Origin of the sequence: Ralstonia sp. GX3-BWBA, assembly GCF_003290055.1 — a bacterium.
GTDB classification, from domain to species: Bacteria; Pseudomonadota; Gammaproteobacteria; order Burkholderiales; family Burkholderiaceae; genus Ralstonia; species Ralstonia holmesii.
Genome location: NZ_QMKS01000024.1, coordinates 385,756 through 401,732 on the forward strand (window position 1 = coordinate 385,756; position 15,977 = coordinate 401,732).

13 protein-coding genes are annotated in these 15,977 nt (G+C 62.5%); 8 read left to right on the top strand and 5 right to left on the bottom strand.

Going from position 1 to position 15,977, the window contains the following annotated elements:
- Positions 1 to 174 precede the first annotated feature (174 nt).
- The 4 genes from DOD19_RS24375 to DOD19_RS24390 all read left to right on the top strand — a co-directional run bounded on the left by DOD19_RS24375 (position 175) and on the right by DOD19_RS24390 (position 3,668).
- Positions 175 to 1,740: a methyl-accepting chemotaxis protein gene (locus DOD19_RS24375; protein ID WP_112188660.1), complete on the top strand. Its 1,566-nt coding sequence runs from the start codon at positions 175 to 177 to the stop codon at positions 1,738 to 1,740.
- A gap of 42 nt (positions 1,741 to 1,782) precedes the next feature.
- Positions 1,783 to 2,244: an MEKHLA domain-containing protein gene (locus DOD19_RS24380; RefSeq protein ID WP_112188662.1), complete on the top strand. Its 462-nt coding sequence runs from the start codon at positions 1,783 to 1,785 to the stop codon at positions 2,242 to 2,244.
- A 109-nt stretch (positions 2,245 to 2,353) separates the two neighbouring features.
- Positions 2,354 to 2,917 (top strand): hypothetical protein, encoded by a 564-nt coding sequence (locus tag DOD19_RS24385; protein ID WP_112188664.1) that lies wholly within the window; start codon positions 2,354 to 2,356, stop codon positions 2,915 to 2,917.
- A gap of 151 nt (positions 2,918 to 3,068) precedes the next feature.
- Entirely contained in the window at positions 3,069 to 3,668 is a 600-nt protein-coding gene (locus tag DOD19_RS24390; protein WP_112188666.1) for a hypothetical protein, read from the top strand.
- 18 nt (positions 3,669 to 3,686) lie between these two features.
- On the opposite strand, the gene DOD19_RS24395 is transcribed toward DOD19_RS24390, so the two are convergent.
- Complete coding sequence (locus DOD19_RS24395; RefSeq protein WP_112188668.1) at positions 3,687 to 5,858, bottom strand: EAL domain-containing protein; 2,172 nt, start codon at positions 5,856 to 5,858, stop codon at positions 3,687 to 3,689.
- Positions 5,859 to 6,146: 288 nt separating this feature from the next.
- On the opposite strand from DOD19_RS24395, the gene DOD19_RS24400 reads away from it, so the two are divergent.
- Positions 6,147 to 7,217: an FUSC family protein gene (locus DOD19_RS24400; RefSeq protein WP_112188670.1), complete on the top strand. Its 1,071-nt coding sequence runs from the start codon at positions 6,147 to 6,149 to the stop codon at positions 7,215 to 7,217.
- A 346-nt stretch (positions 7,218 to 7,563) separates the two neighbouring features.
- Entirely contained in the window at positions 7,564 to 9,042 is a 1,479-nt protein-coding gene (locus tag DOD19_RS24405) for a YopJ family acetyltransferase (protein ID WP_112188672.1), read from the top strand.
- A 126-nt stretch (positions 9,043 to 9,168) separates the two neighbouring features.
- Here the strand turns inward: DOD19_RS24405 and DOD19_RS24410 are convergent, their stop codons facing one another.
- Together DOD19_RS24410 and DOD19_RS24415 are read right to left on the bottom strand one after the other, a co-directional pair.
- The gene (locus tag DOD19_RS24410; RefSeq protein WP_112188965.1) at positions 9,169 to 9,909 is read right to left on the bottom strand and encodes a response regulator transcription factor; all 741 of its coding nucleotides are present in this window, start codon (positions 9,907 to 9,909) and stop codon (positions 9,169 to 9,171) included.
- A 214-nt stretch (positions 9,910 to 10,123) separates the two neighbouring features.
- Positions 10,124 to 11,170 carry a zinc-dependent alcohol dehydrogenase family protein gene (locus DOD19_RS24415; protein ID WP_024978209.1) on the bottom strand — a complete coding sequence of 349 codons (1,047 nt, stop codon included), beginning with the start codon at positions 11,168 to 11,170 and terminating at the stop codon, positions 10,124 to 10,126.
- Between the two features lie 133 nt (positions 11,171 to 11,303).
- Between DOD19_RS24415 and DOD19_RS24420 the strand changes: the two genes are divergently transcribed.
- On the top strand, positions 11,304 to 11,768 hold the full coding sequence (locus tag DOD19_RS24420; RefSeq protein WP_024978208.1) for an Lrp/AsnC family transcriptional regulator: 465 nt from the start codon (positions 11,304 to 11,306) through the stop codon (positions 11,766 to 11,768).
- Positions 11,769 to 11,980: 212 nt separating this feature from the next.
- On the opposite strand, the gene DOD19_RS24425 is transcribed toward DOD19_RS24420, so the two are convergent.
- Together DOD19_RS24425 and DOD19_RS27595 are read right to left on the bottom strand one after the other, a co-directional pair.
- Positions 11,981 to 13,873, bottom strand: coding sequence for an HrpF/NolX family T3SS translocon protein (locus tag DOD19_RS24425; protein WP_162634458.1), 1,893 nt, complete (start codon positions 13,871 to 13,873; stop codon positions 11,981 to 11,983).
- 117 nt (positions 13,874 to 13,990) lie between these two features.
- Entirely contained in the window at positions 13,991 to 14,347 is a 357-nt protein-coding gene (locus DOD19_RS27595; protein WP_162634460.1) for a hypothetical protein, read from the bottom strand.
- On the opposite strand from DOD19_RS27595, the gene xopAC reads away from it, so the two are divergent.
- Positions 14,337 to 15,935: a XopAC/AvrAC family type III secretion system effector gene (gene xopAC, locus DOD19_RS24430; RefSeq protein ID WP_112188676.1), complete on the top strand. Its 1,599-nt coding sequence runs from the start codon at positions 14,337 to 14,339 to the stop codon at positions 15,933 to 15,935. The two genes, DOD19_RS27595 and xopAC, sit on opposite strands and share 11 nt — an antisense overlap.
- The last annotated feature ends 42 nt before the right edge of the window (positions 15,936 to 15,977 follow it).

Below are 15,977 nucleotides of genomic sequence, written 5' to 3' on the forward strand. Positions count from 1 at the left end.
GGGCGTTGTAGGCCGATCGCCTCCCTCGGAAGAGTTACTCCCACACCGCCGCCAACGCGCGCTAAAGAACCCGCGCGCCACCGCCGTTACCTGATAGTGGAGACAATCTCGGCAGGCCAGCGCGCAGCGGGATTGATATATCAGAACGAATACAACACAAGAGGAAGTGCCCCCATGCCATGGTTCGCCAGTCTCAAATTGGGTCACAAGCTCATGGGCTTGTTGCTGCTCTGCGCAGCCACCACGGTGGTTGTTGGGGTGGTCGGTACCGTCAAGGTGCGCGAGCTCGCCACCATGCAGACCACGATGTATGAGAGCGAAGTCGTGCCCATCCGGCAGATTGGCACCGCCGCATGGCAAGCGGCTGCGCACTATCGGCGGCTGTACGACTACGTTGTGAAGACAGACCCGAAGGGCCGCGAAGACACGCTGGCCTTCAACAAGGGTGGCGAGGCCGCCATCATCGCCGCGTTCGACTATGAACGTGCGCACCCGTTTGACGATCGGCAAAGGCAATTGCTGGCGGATTTTGATGCCACCTGGCCGGTCTATCTTGCTTCCGTGCAGAAGGTGGAAACCCTGGCGCGCCAAGGCGACCAGCCCGCTGCGCTTGCCGAGATGCAAGCCAACACGGATGGCTTACACGTGAAGATCCGCAAGATCCTGATCGAATTCTCCAACCTGCGCGATGCCTCGGCCAAAACACGCGCCGAAGCGGGCGTCGCACTCGTTGCCGGGGTCACGCGCTGGATTGTGGGTTGCGCGGCGGTGGGCGTGGGTATCGCGCTTGCGCTGGGCCTGGCCGTTGCCCGATCGATCGTGCGGCAGATCGGGGGCGAGCCCGCGCAGGTTGCGCGCGTCGTTGCGCAAATTGCCGGTGGCGACCTGCAAACACGTGTCGATACGCGCGCCACCGACCGGCAGAGCATCCTGCATGCGGTCGTGCAAATGCAGGGCAGCCTTGCAGCGGTGGTCGGGTCAATTCGCACGAGCACGGAATCGGTGTCTGTGGCATCGCGCGAGATTGCCAGCGGCAACGTGGATCTGTCCTCGCGCACGGAGCAGCAGGCTGCCTCGCTTGAGGAAACCGCCTCGAGCATGACGCAGTTGACGCAAACCGTGAAGCAGAACGCAGACAACGCGCGCCAGGCCAATACACTCGCCGCACTCGCCACGGAAAAAGCAGACGCCGGCAACGACGCCATGCAAGGCATGGTCAGCACCATCGAAAAAATCAGCGGCAGCTCGACCAAGATCTCGGAGATCACCGGCGTGATCGAGGGTATCGCGTTCCAGACCAACATCCTCGCGCTCAATGCCGCGGTGGAGGCCGCGCGTGCCGGCGAGCAAGGCCGCGGCTTTGCCGTGGTGGCTAGCGAGGTGCGCAGCCTTGCGCAGCGCTCTGCGTCCGCCGCCAAGGAGATCAAGACATTGATCGGAGCATCCGTGTCGATGATTCAGGACGGCGCAACGCAAGCCTTGGCCGTCGGCTCCACCATCGGGCAGGTGAAAGACGCGATCAAACGCGTGTCCGACATCGTGGGCGAGATCACCGCCGCGTCGGACGAGCAGACGCGCGGCATTGAGCAAGTCCACACCGCGATTCATCAGATGGACGAGGTGACGCAGCAGAACGCCGCGCTGGTGGAAGAAGCTGCTGCGGCTGCGCAATCGCTGGAGGAACAGGCGGGCAAGCTGAAAGACGTCGTGTCGGTGTTCAAGCTGGTGGGGGCGGGCTGATAAAGTCACCGTCTCTTTCTTGAAGCTCACCGATACAACGCGATGACGGTATCCCTAAGCCTGGACCCGCAGTTCTTCAACCTGCTGGCCGATAGCCACCAGCGGCTCGTTGGCACGCCGCTGATCGACAACGGTATCGCGCCCGCCGATGCGGCCCGGTGGCTTTATGAAGACGCGCCCTTCTGCGTGCTGGCGCACAACACCGACGCCGACCCGCGCTTCATCTATGCGAACCGGGCTGCGCAGCGCTGCTTTGAATACGATTGGAATGGCATCACGGCGTTACGGTCGCGTTTTTCGGCAGAGCAACCGAACCGGGAGGAACGTGCGCAATTGCTTGAGTCGGTACGCACGCGCGGATTCGCCACCGGCTATCGGGGCGTACGCATCTCGCGCTCCGAAAGGCGGTTCTGGATTGAGGGCGGCACCGTGTGGAATCTGATCGACAGCGATGGCGTGTACCACGGGCAAGCCGCGACCTTCCACCACTGGCATGACGTGTGATTTGCGGGGCTAGAGCGCGGTCCGGGCTCGACGTTTTAGGCCTCGGAACCTCGCGCTTGGTATTCCAGGCCCGGCGTAAAATCCGTTCGCCAAGGAACCCGCCACGACCATGCTCGCTCGCACCATCGCAACGCTTTGCGCCATCGCGCCTCTCGCTGGGTGCGTCAGCTATCAAGACCCGCGCACGCCAGAACAGCAGAAGCTCGCGCTGCAGCGGGCCGCCAATGAACTGGCCGGCAGCTACACCATCACAGACAGCCGCAACGACGATGGCCGCCGCTATACGCAAGCCATCGTCAGCAAGCAAGACGGCTCAGACCAGCTCAGCCTGCAGTTGGTAGGCCCGGCCACCGGCGCAATAACGCTGGCCGGGTCCGACTGCCGAGGGTGGTACGCCGAGAACCAACGCTACACCGCCATGCAGTGCGATGCGTTGACGGGCGAGGTCAACTTCTTCTCTCTGGTGCGGCAGGCCAACCCAGACCCGGTGAACTCCGGCACCATGCCACCGTCGTTCACGACGATGGTGGTTCCGCAAGGCAGCTATCTCTTCGACATTGCTGACCGCAGCGGGCGGCATCACTATTACGTGTTGACGAAAACACCACTGCAGCAGATGCCCGAAACGCCCGGCGCAATGCGGCGATGGCCGGCACCGCGTTCGACGCAATAGACACCGCCGGCTGGTTCCGTCATATCGGCGGCTTAGCATTTACAACACAACAACGTACGTTCAGAAGGGGTAGGAGTTGTCGAAAAAGATCATCTCGCTGGTCTTGGCCTGCGCTTGCAGCATGAGCCAAGCGGCCTTCGGACAAATCTCAATGGAAGCGCCCCTGACAGACGCGCCGCAAAGCGAAGCGCTCCAGACGGAAGTCCTGCAAGCGGGCACACCTCAAGCGGAAGCGCCCATGCCGGAAGCCCCGCAAGCGGAAGCGCCTGCCCCCGAGCCCGCCCCAAGAGCGGAGCCCCTCGTCAAGGTCGAACAAAGCTATTGGGAAGCCGAAGGCCTGAGCGCGCGGATGCGCAAGGCGCGTGCGATCACGTTGTATTTGATGGACCCCGCCGTGGCATCGCTCAAGGCCGTGGACGAGGCCCAACTGAAAGACGCTGGCTGCGAATACAGCACCGAAGACGCCGCGCTCATCGCCAACTTTGCGGATTCCATCGAGCGCACCAGCGTGCGCAGCAACTCGTTCGTGCTGCAGTTCGAGCCTCGTGAGGCCATCTACATGGCGCTTGGCGGCGGCAGCGAGATGAAGCTGCTGTTTGAGAAGCCCTACCCGAATCAATCTGAGGTGCCGGGGCAGATCAATGGTCAACCGGTCACGGTCAGCAAGAGCCTGGTGGAAGGCCTGTACCGATGGGCCGCGAAGGTTGATCGCGTCCGTCGTTGCGAAAACTTCGTTGGCAAGTACCGGTAAGCCAGCGCGCCCCCGCCTTCAAAGCGCGCGTGCCAACGGCTGCAGGTTGGCATCCAGCACAAACTGCTGACACACGCTCGGCGCCAGCGGGCGGCTGAAGAAGTACCCCTGAAAACGGTCGCACCCCAGGGCCGACAGGCGCTTGAGCTGCTGTTCAGTCTCCACACCTTCGACCACCGTCGACAGGTTCAGCGTCCGGCTCAGGCTCGCGATGCTGCGCACGATGTGTTCGTTGATGCTGCCCGCGCTCACATCTGCCAGAGAGCGGTCGATCTTCACGGTGTCCAGCGGCAGCTCGCGCAAGTAGTGCAGCGACGTATGGCCCATCCCGAAATCATCGAGCGCGACTTTCACGCCGGCCTCACGCAGCCGCTTCAGGTTGCCGATGGCGTTGATGTCCGGCAGCAGCATCGTGGTTTCGGTGATCTCCAGTTCGAGCTGCGTTGGTGACAACCCTTCGCGGTGCAGGATGTCGATCACGTTTCGATGGAACGCATAGTCCAGCAACTGCCGTGGCGACAGATTGACAGCGACCACGAAATCGTCCGGCAAGACATCGCGCCACGCAGCGCGCTGCTGACACGCCAGCGACAGGATGCGCAGGCCCAGCTGGTCGATCTGGTCGATGTCATCGGCCAGCGCCACGACAATCGGCGGCGCCACGCGCCCCAGCACCGGGTGCTGCCAGCGCAGCAACGCCTCGGCGCCAAACACGCGCCCGGTTGCGCAATCCACCTGCGGCTGAAACTCCAGGAAGATCTGGCCTTCTTTCTTGATGGCGCCTTCCAGGTCGCTGGCCAGCGCCACCGCCATGCGGCCCTCGTCGCCGGGCAGGTCCAGACACCGCCGGCCCTTGAGGCTCACCTCGGGCGACTCGGCAATCTGCAGCAGAGAAGCCAGTACGTCCTGACTGCGCCGTGCGGACAAGACATCTGCCATGCGCACAAACGGAAGGTAGATTGCCGCCCCCACCACCAAGCCAATGAGCTGCACCACCGCGCCTGATACCGAGCCGGTGGCCGCGTAGCCGCTGAACAGCGCCGGCGTGGTCCACGCCACGCTGTAGCCGGTCTTGGGCATCAGGTCAGCAACGGTGGCCGCATAGGCGATCAGAATCTGCACCAGCGGTGTGAGCAGGAACGGAATCGCATAGACGGGGTTCAGCACCAGCGGCAGCCCGAACAGCAATGGCTCGTTCACGTTGAACAGCGCCGGCAACATGACGACGAGCGCCATCTTGCGCCCACGCAGCGTGCGCCTGGACATGAGCAGCGCCAGGATCAGGCTGAGCGTGCCGCCCGAGCCGCCCATGCGCGCGAACACCGCGAAGAAGTGGTACGTAAAGATGAACTGCGGCTGGCCACCGCTGGCAACCGCCGCCACATTGGCCTGCGTGGCGGGCTCCAGTATGTGTTGGTGAATGGCATACAGCGCGTTCGGCCCATGAATGCCGAACAGCCAGAGCACCTGCGCCGCGGTTTCGTAGCCCAGACCAAACAGCAGGCTGTTGGAGACCTCCGAATACGGCGCCTCCAGCCGCGTGCCAAATGCCGCCATGAGCTGCGGCCAACCCGCCCAGGCCATGGCGACCTTGAGCACCGCAAACGTCAAGATCGTCAGCATGCCGGCCGGCATGACCGACAGCACATCGCCCACCAGAAGATCGTTGCTCAGGTGATGGGACGGAATGCGCAAACGGCGGATGCCGCACAGCTTCAGAAACAGGCTGCCGCCCAGCGACGCAACCAGCAAGGCGCCAAACAGCCCGCGCCCCAGCGAAAGCGATGCCATCAAAGATGCATCCGCATCCGGCGCAATGAGCGTGAAGAAGCACGACACCACCACCACCGCCGCCACGGTCGGGTTGACCACGCGATGCCCGGCGCGCTGGTTGTACAGCTTCGCCAGCACTTCGGCAAACCCAAAGAGCGCGACCAGCGCGCCGATGCCGATCGTTCCGGCCAACACACTGTCGCAAAAGACATCCAGCCGCGTGCCAAAGGTATTCAGCAGCGCGTGGCGCATGCCGGCGGTGGGCGGGTTGCGCAAGAGCAGCGCCAGCGCGCCCACCATGATGAGCGGCAAAGAGAGCGCCAGCCCGCGCCGAACGGCAATGAAATACGGCCCGCGGTCGATGCGCTCGGCAGCGCTCAGCAACCTCAGCCAGGGCGATAGCGTCTGCGTCGTCATAAGACTGGATCTTGTTCGAGGTGGATCGGCAACATCCCGGGCAGCCCGGAGCGTTGCCTATCGGGCTATGCATCGTAATCGACACAATCTCGCGTGCTCTGAAGCGCCGCCCTTTACGCAATACGCAAAAAAGCTCACCCGCCCATGGCAAGCTTTGTGCAATACCTAGGGGAAACCCGAAGTCTTGACGCGCCACTTGCACCCGGCGCGCACCACAACAAGGCATCGGCACCAACGTGGCGCCCATCCTGGGGCCGTCGCGCCCTAGAATCTGCAACGATCTTGCTTATGTCGATTTCCATTCGTGCGCCCCGCACCGTGAAACTACCTGCCCCCTTCCTTTCCCTGCTCCGCCTCGTGCGCGACCCGCATCGGCGCTATCAGCATGCGCGGTACATCCATGCCACGCGCGTTGGCTTGGGCGTGCTGCTGTCGATTGCCGTCACGTCGGGCTTCGGCTGGCCGCATGGCGAGTGGGCCACCATCTCGCTGCTGATCGTCATTGCCGGCCTGCAGCACCACGGCAACATCCGCAAACGCGCGGCCGAGCGCGCCTGGGGCACCCTGATCGGCGCGGTGGCAGGCCTGTTGATCATCGTTCAGCAGACGTGGCTTGGGCACCTGCCGCTCACGTACGCGCTCACGGCCATCGCGTGCGGCATCTGCGCGTATCACGCCATCGGCAAGGGCGGCTATATCGCGCTGCTGGCCGCCATCACACTGGTCATCGTGGTGGGGCATGGCGACAACAATCTGCTCGACGGCGCCTGGCGCACGCTCAACGTGCTGGTGGGGATTGCGATAGCGCTGCTGTTCTCGTTTGCGCTGCCGCTGTATGCCACGTACTCGTGGCGCTACCGGCTGGCCGATGCGCTGCGGGAATGCGCCCGGGCATATGCCGGCCTCGGCCGCGCCGGTGAAGCCCCCGGCGAGCGCAGCAAGCACCTCGGCAAGCTCAATACGCTGCTGGTGCAGTTGCGCTCGCTCATGCCGTCCGTCTCCAAAGAGATTGACGTGCCCGTGGAGCGGCTGGAGAACATCCAGCGCAGCCTGCGCATCTGCATCAGCACGCTGGAACTGCTCAATGCAACGCAGGGGGCATTGGGCGCACCGAGTGCAGGCGCCCTGCCCGGCGTGGGCGCCCGGCGCATCCGTGACACGCTGATCGGCATGTCACGGGCATTGCGGTTCGGCACGGTGGCGCGCCTGGCACGACCGCGCGCGTCTGACCCCGCCGAGGTTAGCCCCACGGCCAGCTCGCCAACGGTGGAAAGCGCGCTTGCAGAGGGCTTTGCCAACGAGATCGAGAACCTCCGGCGGCAACTGCTGGCGATTGCGCCGCAGTGGAATATCGGGTGAAGCGAGGGGCGCTGCATCTGGTGAGGGCCGCGGCGCACGCATTGCTCAATAATTCTCACCAGCACTGCTGGTGTGAGGTCACGTGGGTAGACTGGCGCGTAGCCATGGTTCACGAGCCTTCGTGAAAAGATGGTCGGGAGCCCCGGGATTGACCACCTCGGGGCTTTTTTTCGTCAATGCGGAGCACCTTCCCATCGACTGGCCCTTCGGAGCAAGCGTCATGCGTTCGGGCGGGGGCACCCGGCGCTGCTGCGAATCCTTATGCTGAAGCGGTAGCGACATTGCGTACGTCGCCTGTCACGCTTCTTACGGCGTGATCGAGCCCACAACGCCACAGCCAGCCCGCATGAAGGTCAATCACACCAGCGCTTCCCACAGTGCAGCAGTGCCAACCAGCAGCGCCCCCAGCACCTCTGGTGCACCCGCTATCGGCGCACTGGATCGTCGGCGTAGAGCGCCTGCCGATGCCCCCGATATGCCGCCGCCTCGCAGGCAACGGCTGAATACGGCAACCGCTTCTGGAAAGCCGGAATTCCGCCGCGTTCAACTCGCCAGCGTTACCGCACCGGCCCGCAATGCTGCGGGCACTTCGGCTGCCACCGACGCCACCGAGCCCCTGCTGGACAATCGTCCGACATTGGAAAAAATGGGCATCGAGCACCCGTTGTTGGGGCACTCGTGGTACGGCGATCCTCCGGACACTGCCCGTGCCGCCGGCAAGCAGCCGGTCGTCCACGAGCGCGGCACGGGCCAGACAAGCCAGACTGCCAGCGGTCCCCAACTGACGCCGTCTCAAGAGGCCGCCATTGAGCATGCCCGGTCGCAGGTGCGCAGTACCCTGCAAGGGCCACTGACCAAGCTGCAGCAGGCGCTGGACAGAAATCTCGATTTGGAGATCGTCAAGTTCCCGATCAAGAAGGTGGACTGGGCGCTTGCGCCGCTGCTGATGGCGGCGGAAAACGCGCGCAATCCGGGGCTGAACCTCGTTGCCCTGCACATGGACACGGCAGAAGCCGGGTTCGATGACGACGAAGACGATCTGCCACCCCTGGTGAATTCACACAACTTCGGGGCCTTTATCGAGTCAGCGCCACCCGGGCGATACGGGGCCATCGTCAATGACGGCCCGCACACCAGAGCGGCCGATATCCGAAAAGACGCGCAAGGAACGACCGTGATCGTGGTCGACCCCTTACGCAAGGAAGAAGACGAAGCCGAGTACGATCAGTACGCAGACAACGTCAGCAGTGAAGCGGGTGAGCACGCCAAGTGTGCGTTCATCCCAGTGGACTTGCAGAAGTCTGCCTTTGGCTGCCGGATCTTCTCGATGTCGCTGGCCTTGAAAATGCACGCGCGCGAAGGCGACTTTTCGGCGCTGCATGATGCGTTGCGATCCGGGACAGACCCGACGCCGTTGGTGTCACGCGCAAAGACAACAGAAGAACTGGGTGCGTTGCTTGTGTTGGACGGGGCACCGCTGATCGACGCCAGGATGATGAAGCACAGCCATGCCGGCAGTTCGGTCGAGCGCTACGTTGCAAGTCATCCGGATCAGTCGATGACACCCGTCAACAAGCGCAACGAGACCCTGCAGAGCAGAACGAGCCGGCATCTTACGGAACGCGAGGTTCTGGCACGCGTAGACCCCAACGCAACCATGCCGGTCGCTCCGACGAAAACAGCACGATTGAGTACTTCGATCGAGCACAAGCGTATTTCGATGATCGGCCGTGCGATCGCCTATCTGGATGGAGCACCACCACAAGCCGTGGCAAATATGGCGCATCTCGTGTCGCGCGCCAGCCGGGAACTGGCGAAGCAATAGGGCCGGCCGGAGAAGGCTTTCTCAGCCCCGGTTATGCCTTCGACGCCATCGATTTGCTGAGGTAACGGGCACAGCCGAAGACACCATCAAGACCCCGCGACGAGCGGGCCGGCATGCATGCATGCGTCAGGCTGCCAGCTTCACGTTCGGGGCGAGGCTCTGCGGCTGCTCGCCTGCCGGCTGGACGGTCAACTGATAGCCGCGCGAGTAGACCGTCTTGAGTTCAACGCCGGTCGCTGGGCCGAAGCCCAGCTTCTTGCGCAGCTTGTAGATGTGCTGTTCGATCGAGCGCTCTGCAACGCTGGCTTCCGTACCCCATACCGCAGAGGCGATCTGCTGGCGCGACAGAAACGCCCCGGACGAAGAGAACAACAGCCAAGCCGTGGCGAATTCGCGAGCGGTCAGACGAATCGGTTCGTCGTGCAATGTCACCGTGCGGGTCAGCCGACATAGGCGGTAGGGCCCGGCCACCACCTGCGTATCGAGGGCAACCTGCGTCGACTTGCCGGCCCCGCGCAGGATGCGCCGAACGCGCGCACACAACTCCTCGGCGGTGAAGTGGCCGGAAATGATGTCGTCGATGCCGGCATCGAAAACACCAAGCATCTCGTGGCGGCCGGCAAAGTCGCCAAACACCAACGTTGGCCGGCACATATTGGCGTTGCGCTCGCGCCCCGTGAGCAGCAGTCGGGCGGCCGTACTGAACTGCTGCGCATCAATCATCAGCAACGCGAAGGCCTCGGTGTGCCCGGTGCGCATCAGGGCCAATGCGTCGTCGAATCGCACGCACGTCACGCCCTGCGCTGACAGGCAAGCCGCTACATAAGCAAAGCTCGCTGGGTTGGTGGTGAGTACGGCAAATTTCATGGCAAAGCACCCCGACGGCGCGGGGTCGATCAACACGTCTACCCCGCTTGTTATGTTTCGCAACAGCATAGCGTTCACAGTGTGTTCATCCATCGCTATGACTAGCGATGCGGCGACCGGGGGGCGACCGACCGCGCACAATCAGCGGCGGCACAGGTGACGCGGTCCGCAGGTAATGCGGTCGACACCACGCAGGGTCGGCCCGTGACATCGTTCAGGATGCGAAATCCGTGATCACCGTCACGCCGGTGCCTTCAAACCGGTTCATGTTCGTCAATGCCTCGATCGAGGCGCTGAGGCTGATTTCCCTGCGGACCATTCGCCCAGGCTGCAGCTTGCCCGTGCGGATCATGTCGAGCATGGGGCCATAGCGATGGGCCTGCATGCCATGGCTGCCCAGAATCTCCAACTCATGCGCAATCACCTTGCTCATGGGGACTGCGGGTGTCGTGTGATCACCCAGCATCAGGCCGACCTGCACATGCTTGCCGCGCCGGCGCAAATTGCTGATCGAGTTGAAGCATGTGGTCGGATGGCCCAGCGCATCGAGCGACACATGCGCGCCCCCTTGCGTGATGGCCTTCACCGCCTCAACCACATCAGACTCACGCGATGCGTTGACCGTGGCGACGGCCCCCAACGCACGCGCCAGCTCCAGCGCGCTGTCTGAAATGTCGATGGCCACGACATTCGCGCCGATGGCGTTGGCAATCATGATGGCCGACAGGCCCACGCCGCCGCATCCATGCACCGCAACCCATTGGCCGGCAGTGGTCTTGCCCTGGTCGACAACGGCACGAAACGCCGTCACGAAGCGGCAACCGAGGCTCGCCGCCGTGGTGAAGTCCAGGTCATCGGGCAAGCGCACGAGGTTCAGGTCGGCATAGCCAATGCCGACGTATTCAGCAAACGAGCCCCAGTGCGTAAAGCCAGGCTGGAACTGTTGTTCGCACACCTGTTGGTGCCCCGCGTGGCATTCGGGGCAGTGACCACAGCCGGCCACGAACGGCACCGTCACCCGGTCACCCACCCTCCAGCGCGTCACATCCGCACCGACCGCCGAAACAACGCCGGCCAGCTCGTGACCGGGCACGTGCGGCAGCTCGATATCGGCGTCGTGGCCCATCCAACCGTGCCAGTCGCTGCGGCACACGCCGCTGGCCATCACCTGCACGACCACGCCATCCGTTGCCGGAGTCGGGTCGGGAACGTTCATGTGCTTCGGCACGGCGCCGAAGGCTTCGTAGACTATGGCTTTCATGATTTCAACGCAGAGCGGATGAGCGTTGCAATATAAGCCGCAGTCGCCGAAAGTATCTTTCTATTTTCAGGGCGTTTCTGGAGTCTTTCGAAGCGCTCTTTCTGATTCAGACACGCCGTGGAAAGGAGATTTCATGGAAGCACTGGACACCATCGATCTGGGCCTTTTGGATCAACTCCAGCAGGACGGACGCGTCTCCAATGCCAAGCTGGCGGAGCGCTTTTCCTTGAGTGAAGCGTCATGCTGGCGGCGGCTCAAGCGCCTCGATGATGCCGGCCTCATCGAGGGCTATCACGCCGCGCTCGACCGGCGCAAGCTCGGGCTCGGCGTGATGGTCTACGTGCAGATCATGTGCACCCAACACACCGAGGAGGTCACGGCGGAGTTCGAACGGCTCATCCTGGCCAGCCCCAACATCCTGGCCTGCGACAACACAACCGGCGAAGCCGACTACCTGCTCCAGGTGGTCGCCAACGATCTGGACGACTACAGCCGCTTCGTGGAAAAGGTCCTGAGAAAACTGCCCGGTGTGTTTGGCATACGCTCGAATATTTCGCTTCGTCAGGTGAAGTCGACCAAGCGGTTGCCGATTGTTTGAGGCGGGCCAGACGGCCACACATCGCCGAACGATCGCGCCCCTCATCCCTGGCAATGCCTGCATCGGCGACCCCGGCGCCAGATCGGTATTCAAGATCCGAACGCCAAGCGGCCAACAACGGCGGTGATCACGGCAACAGTCCATGTTTGGACGCGCCTTCACCGCCCCACCGCGGAGCAACGCGGCAGTTCATCCGGACACGCCGAACGGCATCACACCACGGTGTCCTCTTCGGTTTCGTCATTGGACGGTGCTGGCACTTCCGCAACCGGCGGTTCCGCCATCGCGCTGTCCTCAGCCACTTCCTGTGAATCATCCTGCCCAGCAGGCGACTGCGACGGGTCTTCCAGACGCGCCTTCAGGCCTGCCAGGTAATTCTCGGCATGGTCCTGCGCCTCTGACACCCCCAGGTTGATGCCGGCGTTGATCGCTTTCTCGGCAACAATTTTGGTGATGCCCTCCTTCATTGCCAGCCGAACCTCCGGGCCGCCGATGTTGCCGATGGCTGCAGCCGCCAGGTTCAGGCCCGCCTCTTCCAGCGCCTTCTTCACGTTGCCGCCGCTGACCATGGCATGCAGGATGTTGCAGCCCTGGGACTCGGCCTCCAGCGCCGTGGATGCCGCGTCCGCAAGTTCGCCAATGCCTGGAATGAAGCTCAGCGCCCCGACCGCCATGGACGCCCAATCCAGCAGCTTGCCTTCCACCTTGAGGGCGGCATCGATGGCGTGCATCAGGAAACCGCCGTTGTGCTTGGGCGACTTGATCTCGGGCTGGTCGGCCGTGCCCATCAGCATGCATGCGACGGCCGTCTTGTCGGCATCGGTCTTGGGCGTGTGGGTCTGCGGCTTCTGAACGGTCTGGTTTGCCTGCGACAGGTTGCCGTAGAACTTCTGGAAATCGCGGCCCGCGATATTGCCGGAATCCACCGTATGGCCGCCGCCGAAATCAAAGAAGCCGTGGTGCGTTTTGTAACCCGTGATGGCGTTGTTCATCAGGCTGAACAACACCGGGTCTTGCAGCAGATGCGTTGCTGCCTGGCGAACGTTCGGGTCGAGCTGCTTGTTGTTGGCCATGCTCGTCAGCCTGTCTCGCGTGAGGTCGCCATCGCCAAAGAACGCCGCCTGGTTGCCGTTCATCGTCTTGAGCGTGTTCAGTTCGGTTTGCGTCAGGCTCATGGATGACGACGCGGCTTGCAGGAAGTCTGCCTTCTTGACCTCGCCACCGCCGGTCAGGCGGTTCCAGGCGTCCTGATGGTCGAGGAAGTACTGCGCCGCCGCGATGACTTGCGGGGGCGTTTTGCCCGTCTTGGCGTCACCATCAACAATTTGCTGGAACTCGTCTTTGCCAAGATTCTTCGTCAGGTTGTCGGAATACTTGTAGAGCTCGCGCAGAGCATCGCTTTCCGACATGACAGAAGGCTGACCATTTGTGTTGCCGTCAGACGGGACGTAGTTCTGCTCGAAGCTCTTGGCCTGCTGCTCGTTGAACGCGCTGACCTGCGCGTGCTCCGCAGTGAAGGCATCCAGATCCTTGGCCTTGATCTTGCCGCCGCAGCGGCCGTCACCTTGCGAGCCGATGGCGGTAAACAGGCGCTGGTCTTGTGCCAGCCCCTGCAGGGCTGCCTTCAAGTCCGGCGGCGTTGAAGGGTCGTTGATCTTGTCCTGAAGGCCATCCCAGCTGATCGGGCATTGGTCCTTATGCCGGTCCAGCACCGACACGATCTGCACTTCCGATTGGCTGAGCGTGCCACCGTTCCACGTCACGGTGGATTGCGGCGACTGGGCCTGCTGTGACGATGCCGCGTTGGACTGCGGGGGTGCCGCGTGGGGCTGCGCCGCCGCAGGGCGGTTGCCACTGTTCTGGGTGACGTCGTCGTCATCGTCATCATCGTCATCGTTGTTTTCTGACGCGAGCGACGCAGCCAGCTTGGCGCTGATCCCTTGGTATAGGCTCAACTGCGTTTCGTCTGTTGGGCCTTGTTGACCTTGCTGGCCTGGCAAACCGCCCATGCCGGCGATGGTCGTTGCGGTATCGACGGCCGCTTCGGCCATATCGCTCCGGCTTGCGTGCTTCGCCTCGCGGCTGGCAGTGTTAGATGAAGACATGTGAACGGACATACCTGCTCCACTTGAATGTGTCGTTGCGATCTGTGGCAGGGCCGATGTTTCGTGATCACGCGCGGATCCCGTGTGCCGTCAGCCATGTACGGATTGCGTTTCCCTTCAACCGCCCACCAACTCAACGCGGCAACGCAGCAACGCACCAGCGCTGGCCAAGTGGGCACGAGTGGCCCGTGCATTGCGCGCGGATGCCTGGAAGGCCAGCGTAAGAGTGGGAAACGTCGGGAGCGGCTGCCTGCCCGAAAACACGGCGCGGCATCCGAAGTGGTGAACCGTCAATTGCGGCTGAGAAGAGAACGCCAACGTGCTTGCAGCGATCTGCTTGTCTGACATGCCCTTGAGCACGCGGGCGATTCGCCCCAGAAGCGGAATCTTCGCATTGCTGTTCGGGGCTCGATTTTTTCTTCGATTAACTTTTAGCTCGATATAAAAGCTAAGAGTTTCTTCGATGCATACCAATTTAAATCCGTGGGATATGAGCGCCTTCAGCCAACAATATGGCGCCCTAGCGGAACACCCTCCAACGCAGACTCCCGACGGCAGCCCGCAAACGGAACGCTCCGCGCGATCGTCCTCTGCGCGTTCGGTTGAGATTCAGGAATTGAGAAACCTGCAGGAAACGCCCCCTGCCGCCATCTCCCGTTCACGCACCAGCGAGCATGGCCGCCAGCGGCGTTCTGCTTTGCCCAGTGGAGAAAGCGTGCGCCTGCGCTCAGAGCTGGCCGCTTGGTGCGAGCGGACTGAGACAAAACCCTCTCTTCTTGCCAAACTGGGCTGTTGCGCCGCACCTCCAGCGGTAGGTGGCCGCCGAGAGCAGCGCCGCGAAGCCATGGAGCGTGTTCTCCGTTGCCTGGATGCGGGAGAGGCGGGAACGCACCTAGCGCTTAAGAACCTGAACCTGTCGCAGTTGCCGCCCGGGCTGCATCGGCTTGCGCACCTGCGCAACCTCGACGTGTCAGGTAACGACAACTTGACGCGCCTGCCCGAAGATTTGAGTCTGTGCAGAAACCTTGAGCGGATCACCGCTGACGACTGCTCCATTTCTGCGCTGCCATCACAAATCGGCGCCCTCAAGAACCTGACAGAAATCTCTCTCGCGTTCAATGAACTGAGATCCCTGCCCGATTCCATCGGCCAGTGCAGCAGCCTGGCGTCGATTTCAGTACCCGGTTGCAAGATCAATAGATTGCCTGCCAGCCTTGCCAATCTGGCGCAGTTAAACAAGCTGGATGTTGCATCCAATCCGGAATTGCGCGAGTTGCCGCACCAGATCGACCTGGAACAGGTGGCTGTGTACAGCACGAATACACGGTTGGCTTTGATGAATCGCGTATTCAAGGCGCCGACATTCGACCCCGAGACCAGGCAGACGCTGTCCTACAACGCCGCTGTGCTGCGCGACCAATGGAGCGCGCTATCGCACCATCTATCGCCAAACGCACAAGCACGGGTGGATCAACTGCGTCAGGGCGCATCAACCACGCTCTCCAGTGAGGATCACGAGGCCTCGTCTGCGTGGAGAACCGCCGCGAACAAGGTCAGCAGCTGGGCGGAAAAAGGGGGGCCAATTACGCTTGACCGAATCTGCAAACTGAACCAGCTCCTGATTCCGGAAGACGATGATGAAGACGCAATCGGCGGCCAACTGCGCGAGGTCAACGTACAAGCTGCAGATGGCAACACATGGACGAACCATCGGTATCCGCCCCCAGAGAGCCTGAAGGACGAAATGGCGGCGTTTTCTGAATGGCTGGAACGTAGTGAGCAGCAATCGCATGGTCGTGATGCACTGGGCCATGTCGAATTTGCCGCCCAACTACACCAACGCTTGGCAAGCCTGCACCCCTTCCAGGACGCCAATGGCCGCACAGCCCGTCTTGCCATGGATTGGGCGCTGCAACGGCACGGATTGCCGCCTGCCCCGCCTGTTGGTGAGGCCAGTCGCCTTCCTGCGTCTTTCTTGGGAGGAAGGCGCGTCAGCCCGGAGAGGGTCGTAATCGAAGCTCTGGAGGGAATGGCAACGGTTGTGAATGAGGTACACCGGTAAACCTGCGTGCCTACGTCATACGTGATCGACGCAGTAGGCAGC

What these genes read in the sequence shown, in the direction of transcription:
- DOD19_RS24415 (WP_024978209.1), bottom strand. Translation starts at nt 11,170, where the DNA reads ATGAAAGCCATAGTCTACGAAGCCTTCGGCGCCGTGCCGAAGCACATG.
- DOD19_RS24400 (WP_112188670.1), top strand. Translation starts at nt 6,147, where the DNA reads ATGTCGATTTCCATTCGTGCGCCCCGCACCGTGAAACTACCTGCCCCC.
- DOD19_RS24410 (WP_112188965.1), bottom strand. Translation starts at nt 9,909, where the DNA reads ATGAAATTTGCCGTACTCACCACCAACCCAGCGAGCTTTGCTTATGTA.
- DOD19_RS24390 (WP_112188666.1), top strand. Translation starts at nt 3,069, where the DNA reads ATGGAAGCGCCCCTGACAGACGCGCCGCAAAGCGAAGCGCTCCAGACG.
- xopAC (WP_112188676.1), top strand. Translation starts at nt 14,337, where the DNA reads ATGCATACCAATTTAAATCCGTGGGATATGAGCGCCTTCAGCCAACAA.
- DOD19_RS24375 (WP_112188660.1), top strand. Translation starts at nt 175, where the DNA reads ATGCCATGGTTCGCCAGTCTCAAATTGGGTCACAAGCTCATGGGCTTG.
- DOD19_RS24420 (WP_024978208.1), top strand. Translation starts at nt 11,304, where the DNA reads ATGGAAGCACTGGACACCATCGATCTGGGCCTTTTGGATCAACTCCAG.
- DOD19_RS24395 (WP_112188668.1), bottom strand. Translation starts at nt 5,858, where the DNA reads ATGACGACGCAGACGCTATCGCCCTGGCTGAGGTTGCTGAGCGCTGCC.
- DOD19_RS24405 (WP_112188672.1), top strand. Translation starts at nt 7,564, where the DNA reads ATGAAGGTCAATCACACCAGCGCTTCCCACAGTGCAGCAGTGCCAACC.
- DOD19_RS24380 (WP_112188662.1), top strand. Translation starts at nt 1,783, where the DNA reads ATGACGGTATCCCTAAGCCTGGACCCGCAGTTCTTCAACCTGCTGGCC.
- DOD19_RS24385 (WP_112188664.1), top strand. Translation starts at nt 2,354, where the DNA reads ATGCTCGCTCGCACCATCGCAACGCTTTGCGCCATCGCGCCTCTCGCT.
- DOD19_RS24425 (WP_162634458.1), bottom strand. Translation starts at nt 13,873, where the DNA reads ATGTCTTCATCTAACACTGCCAGCCGCGAGGCGAAGCACGCAAGCCGG.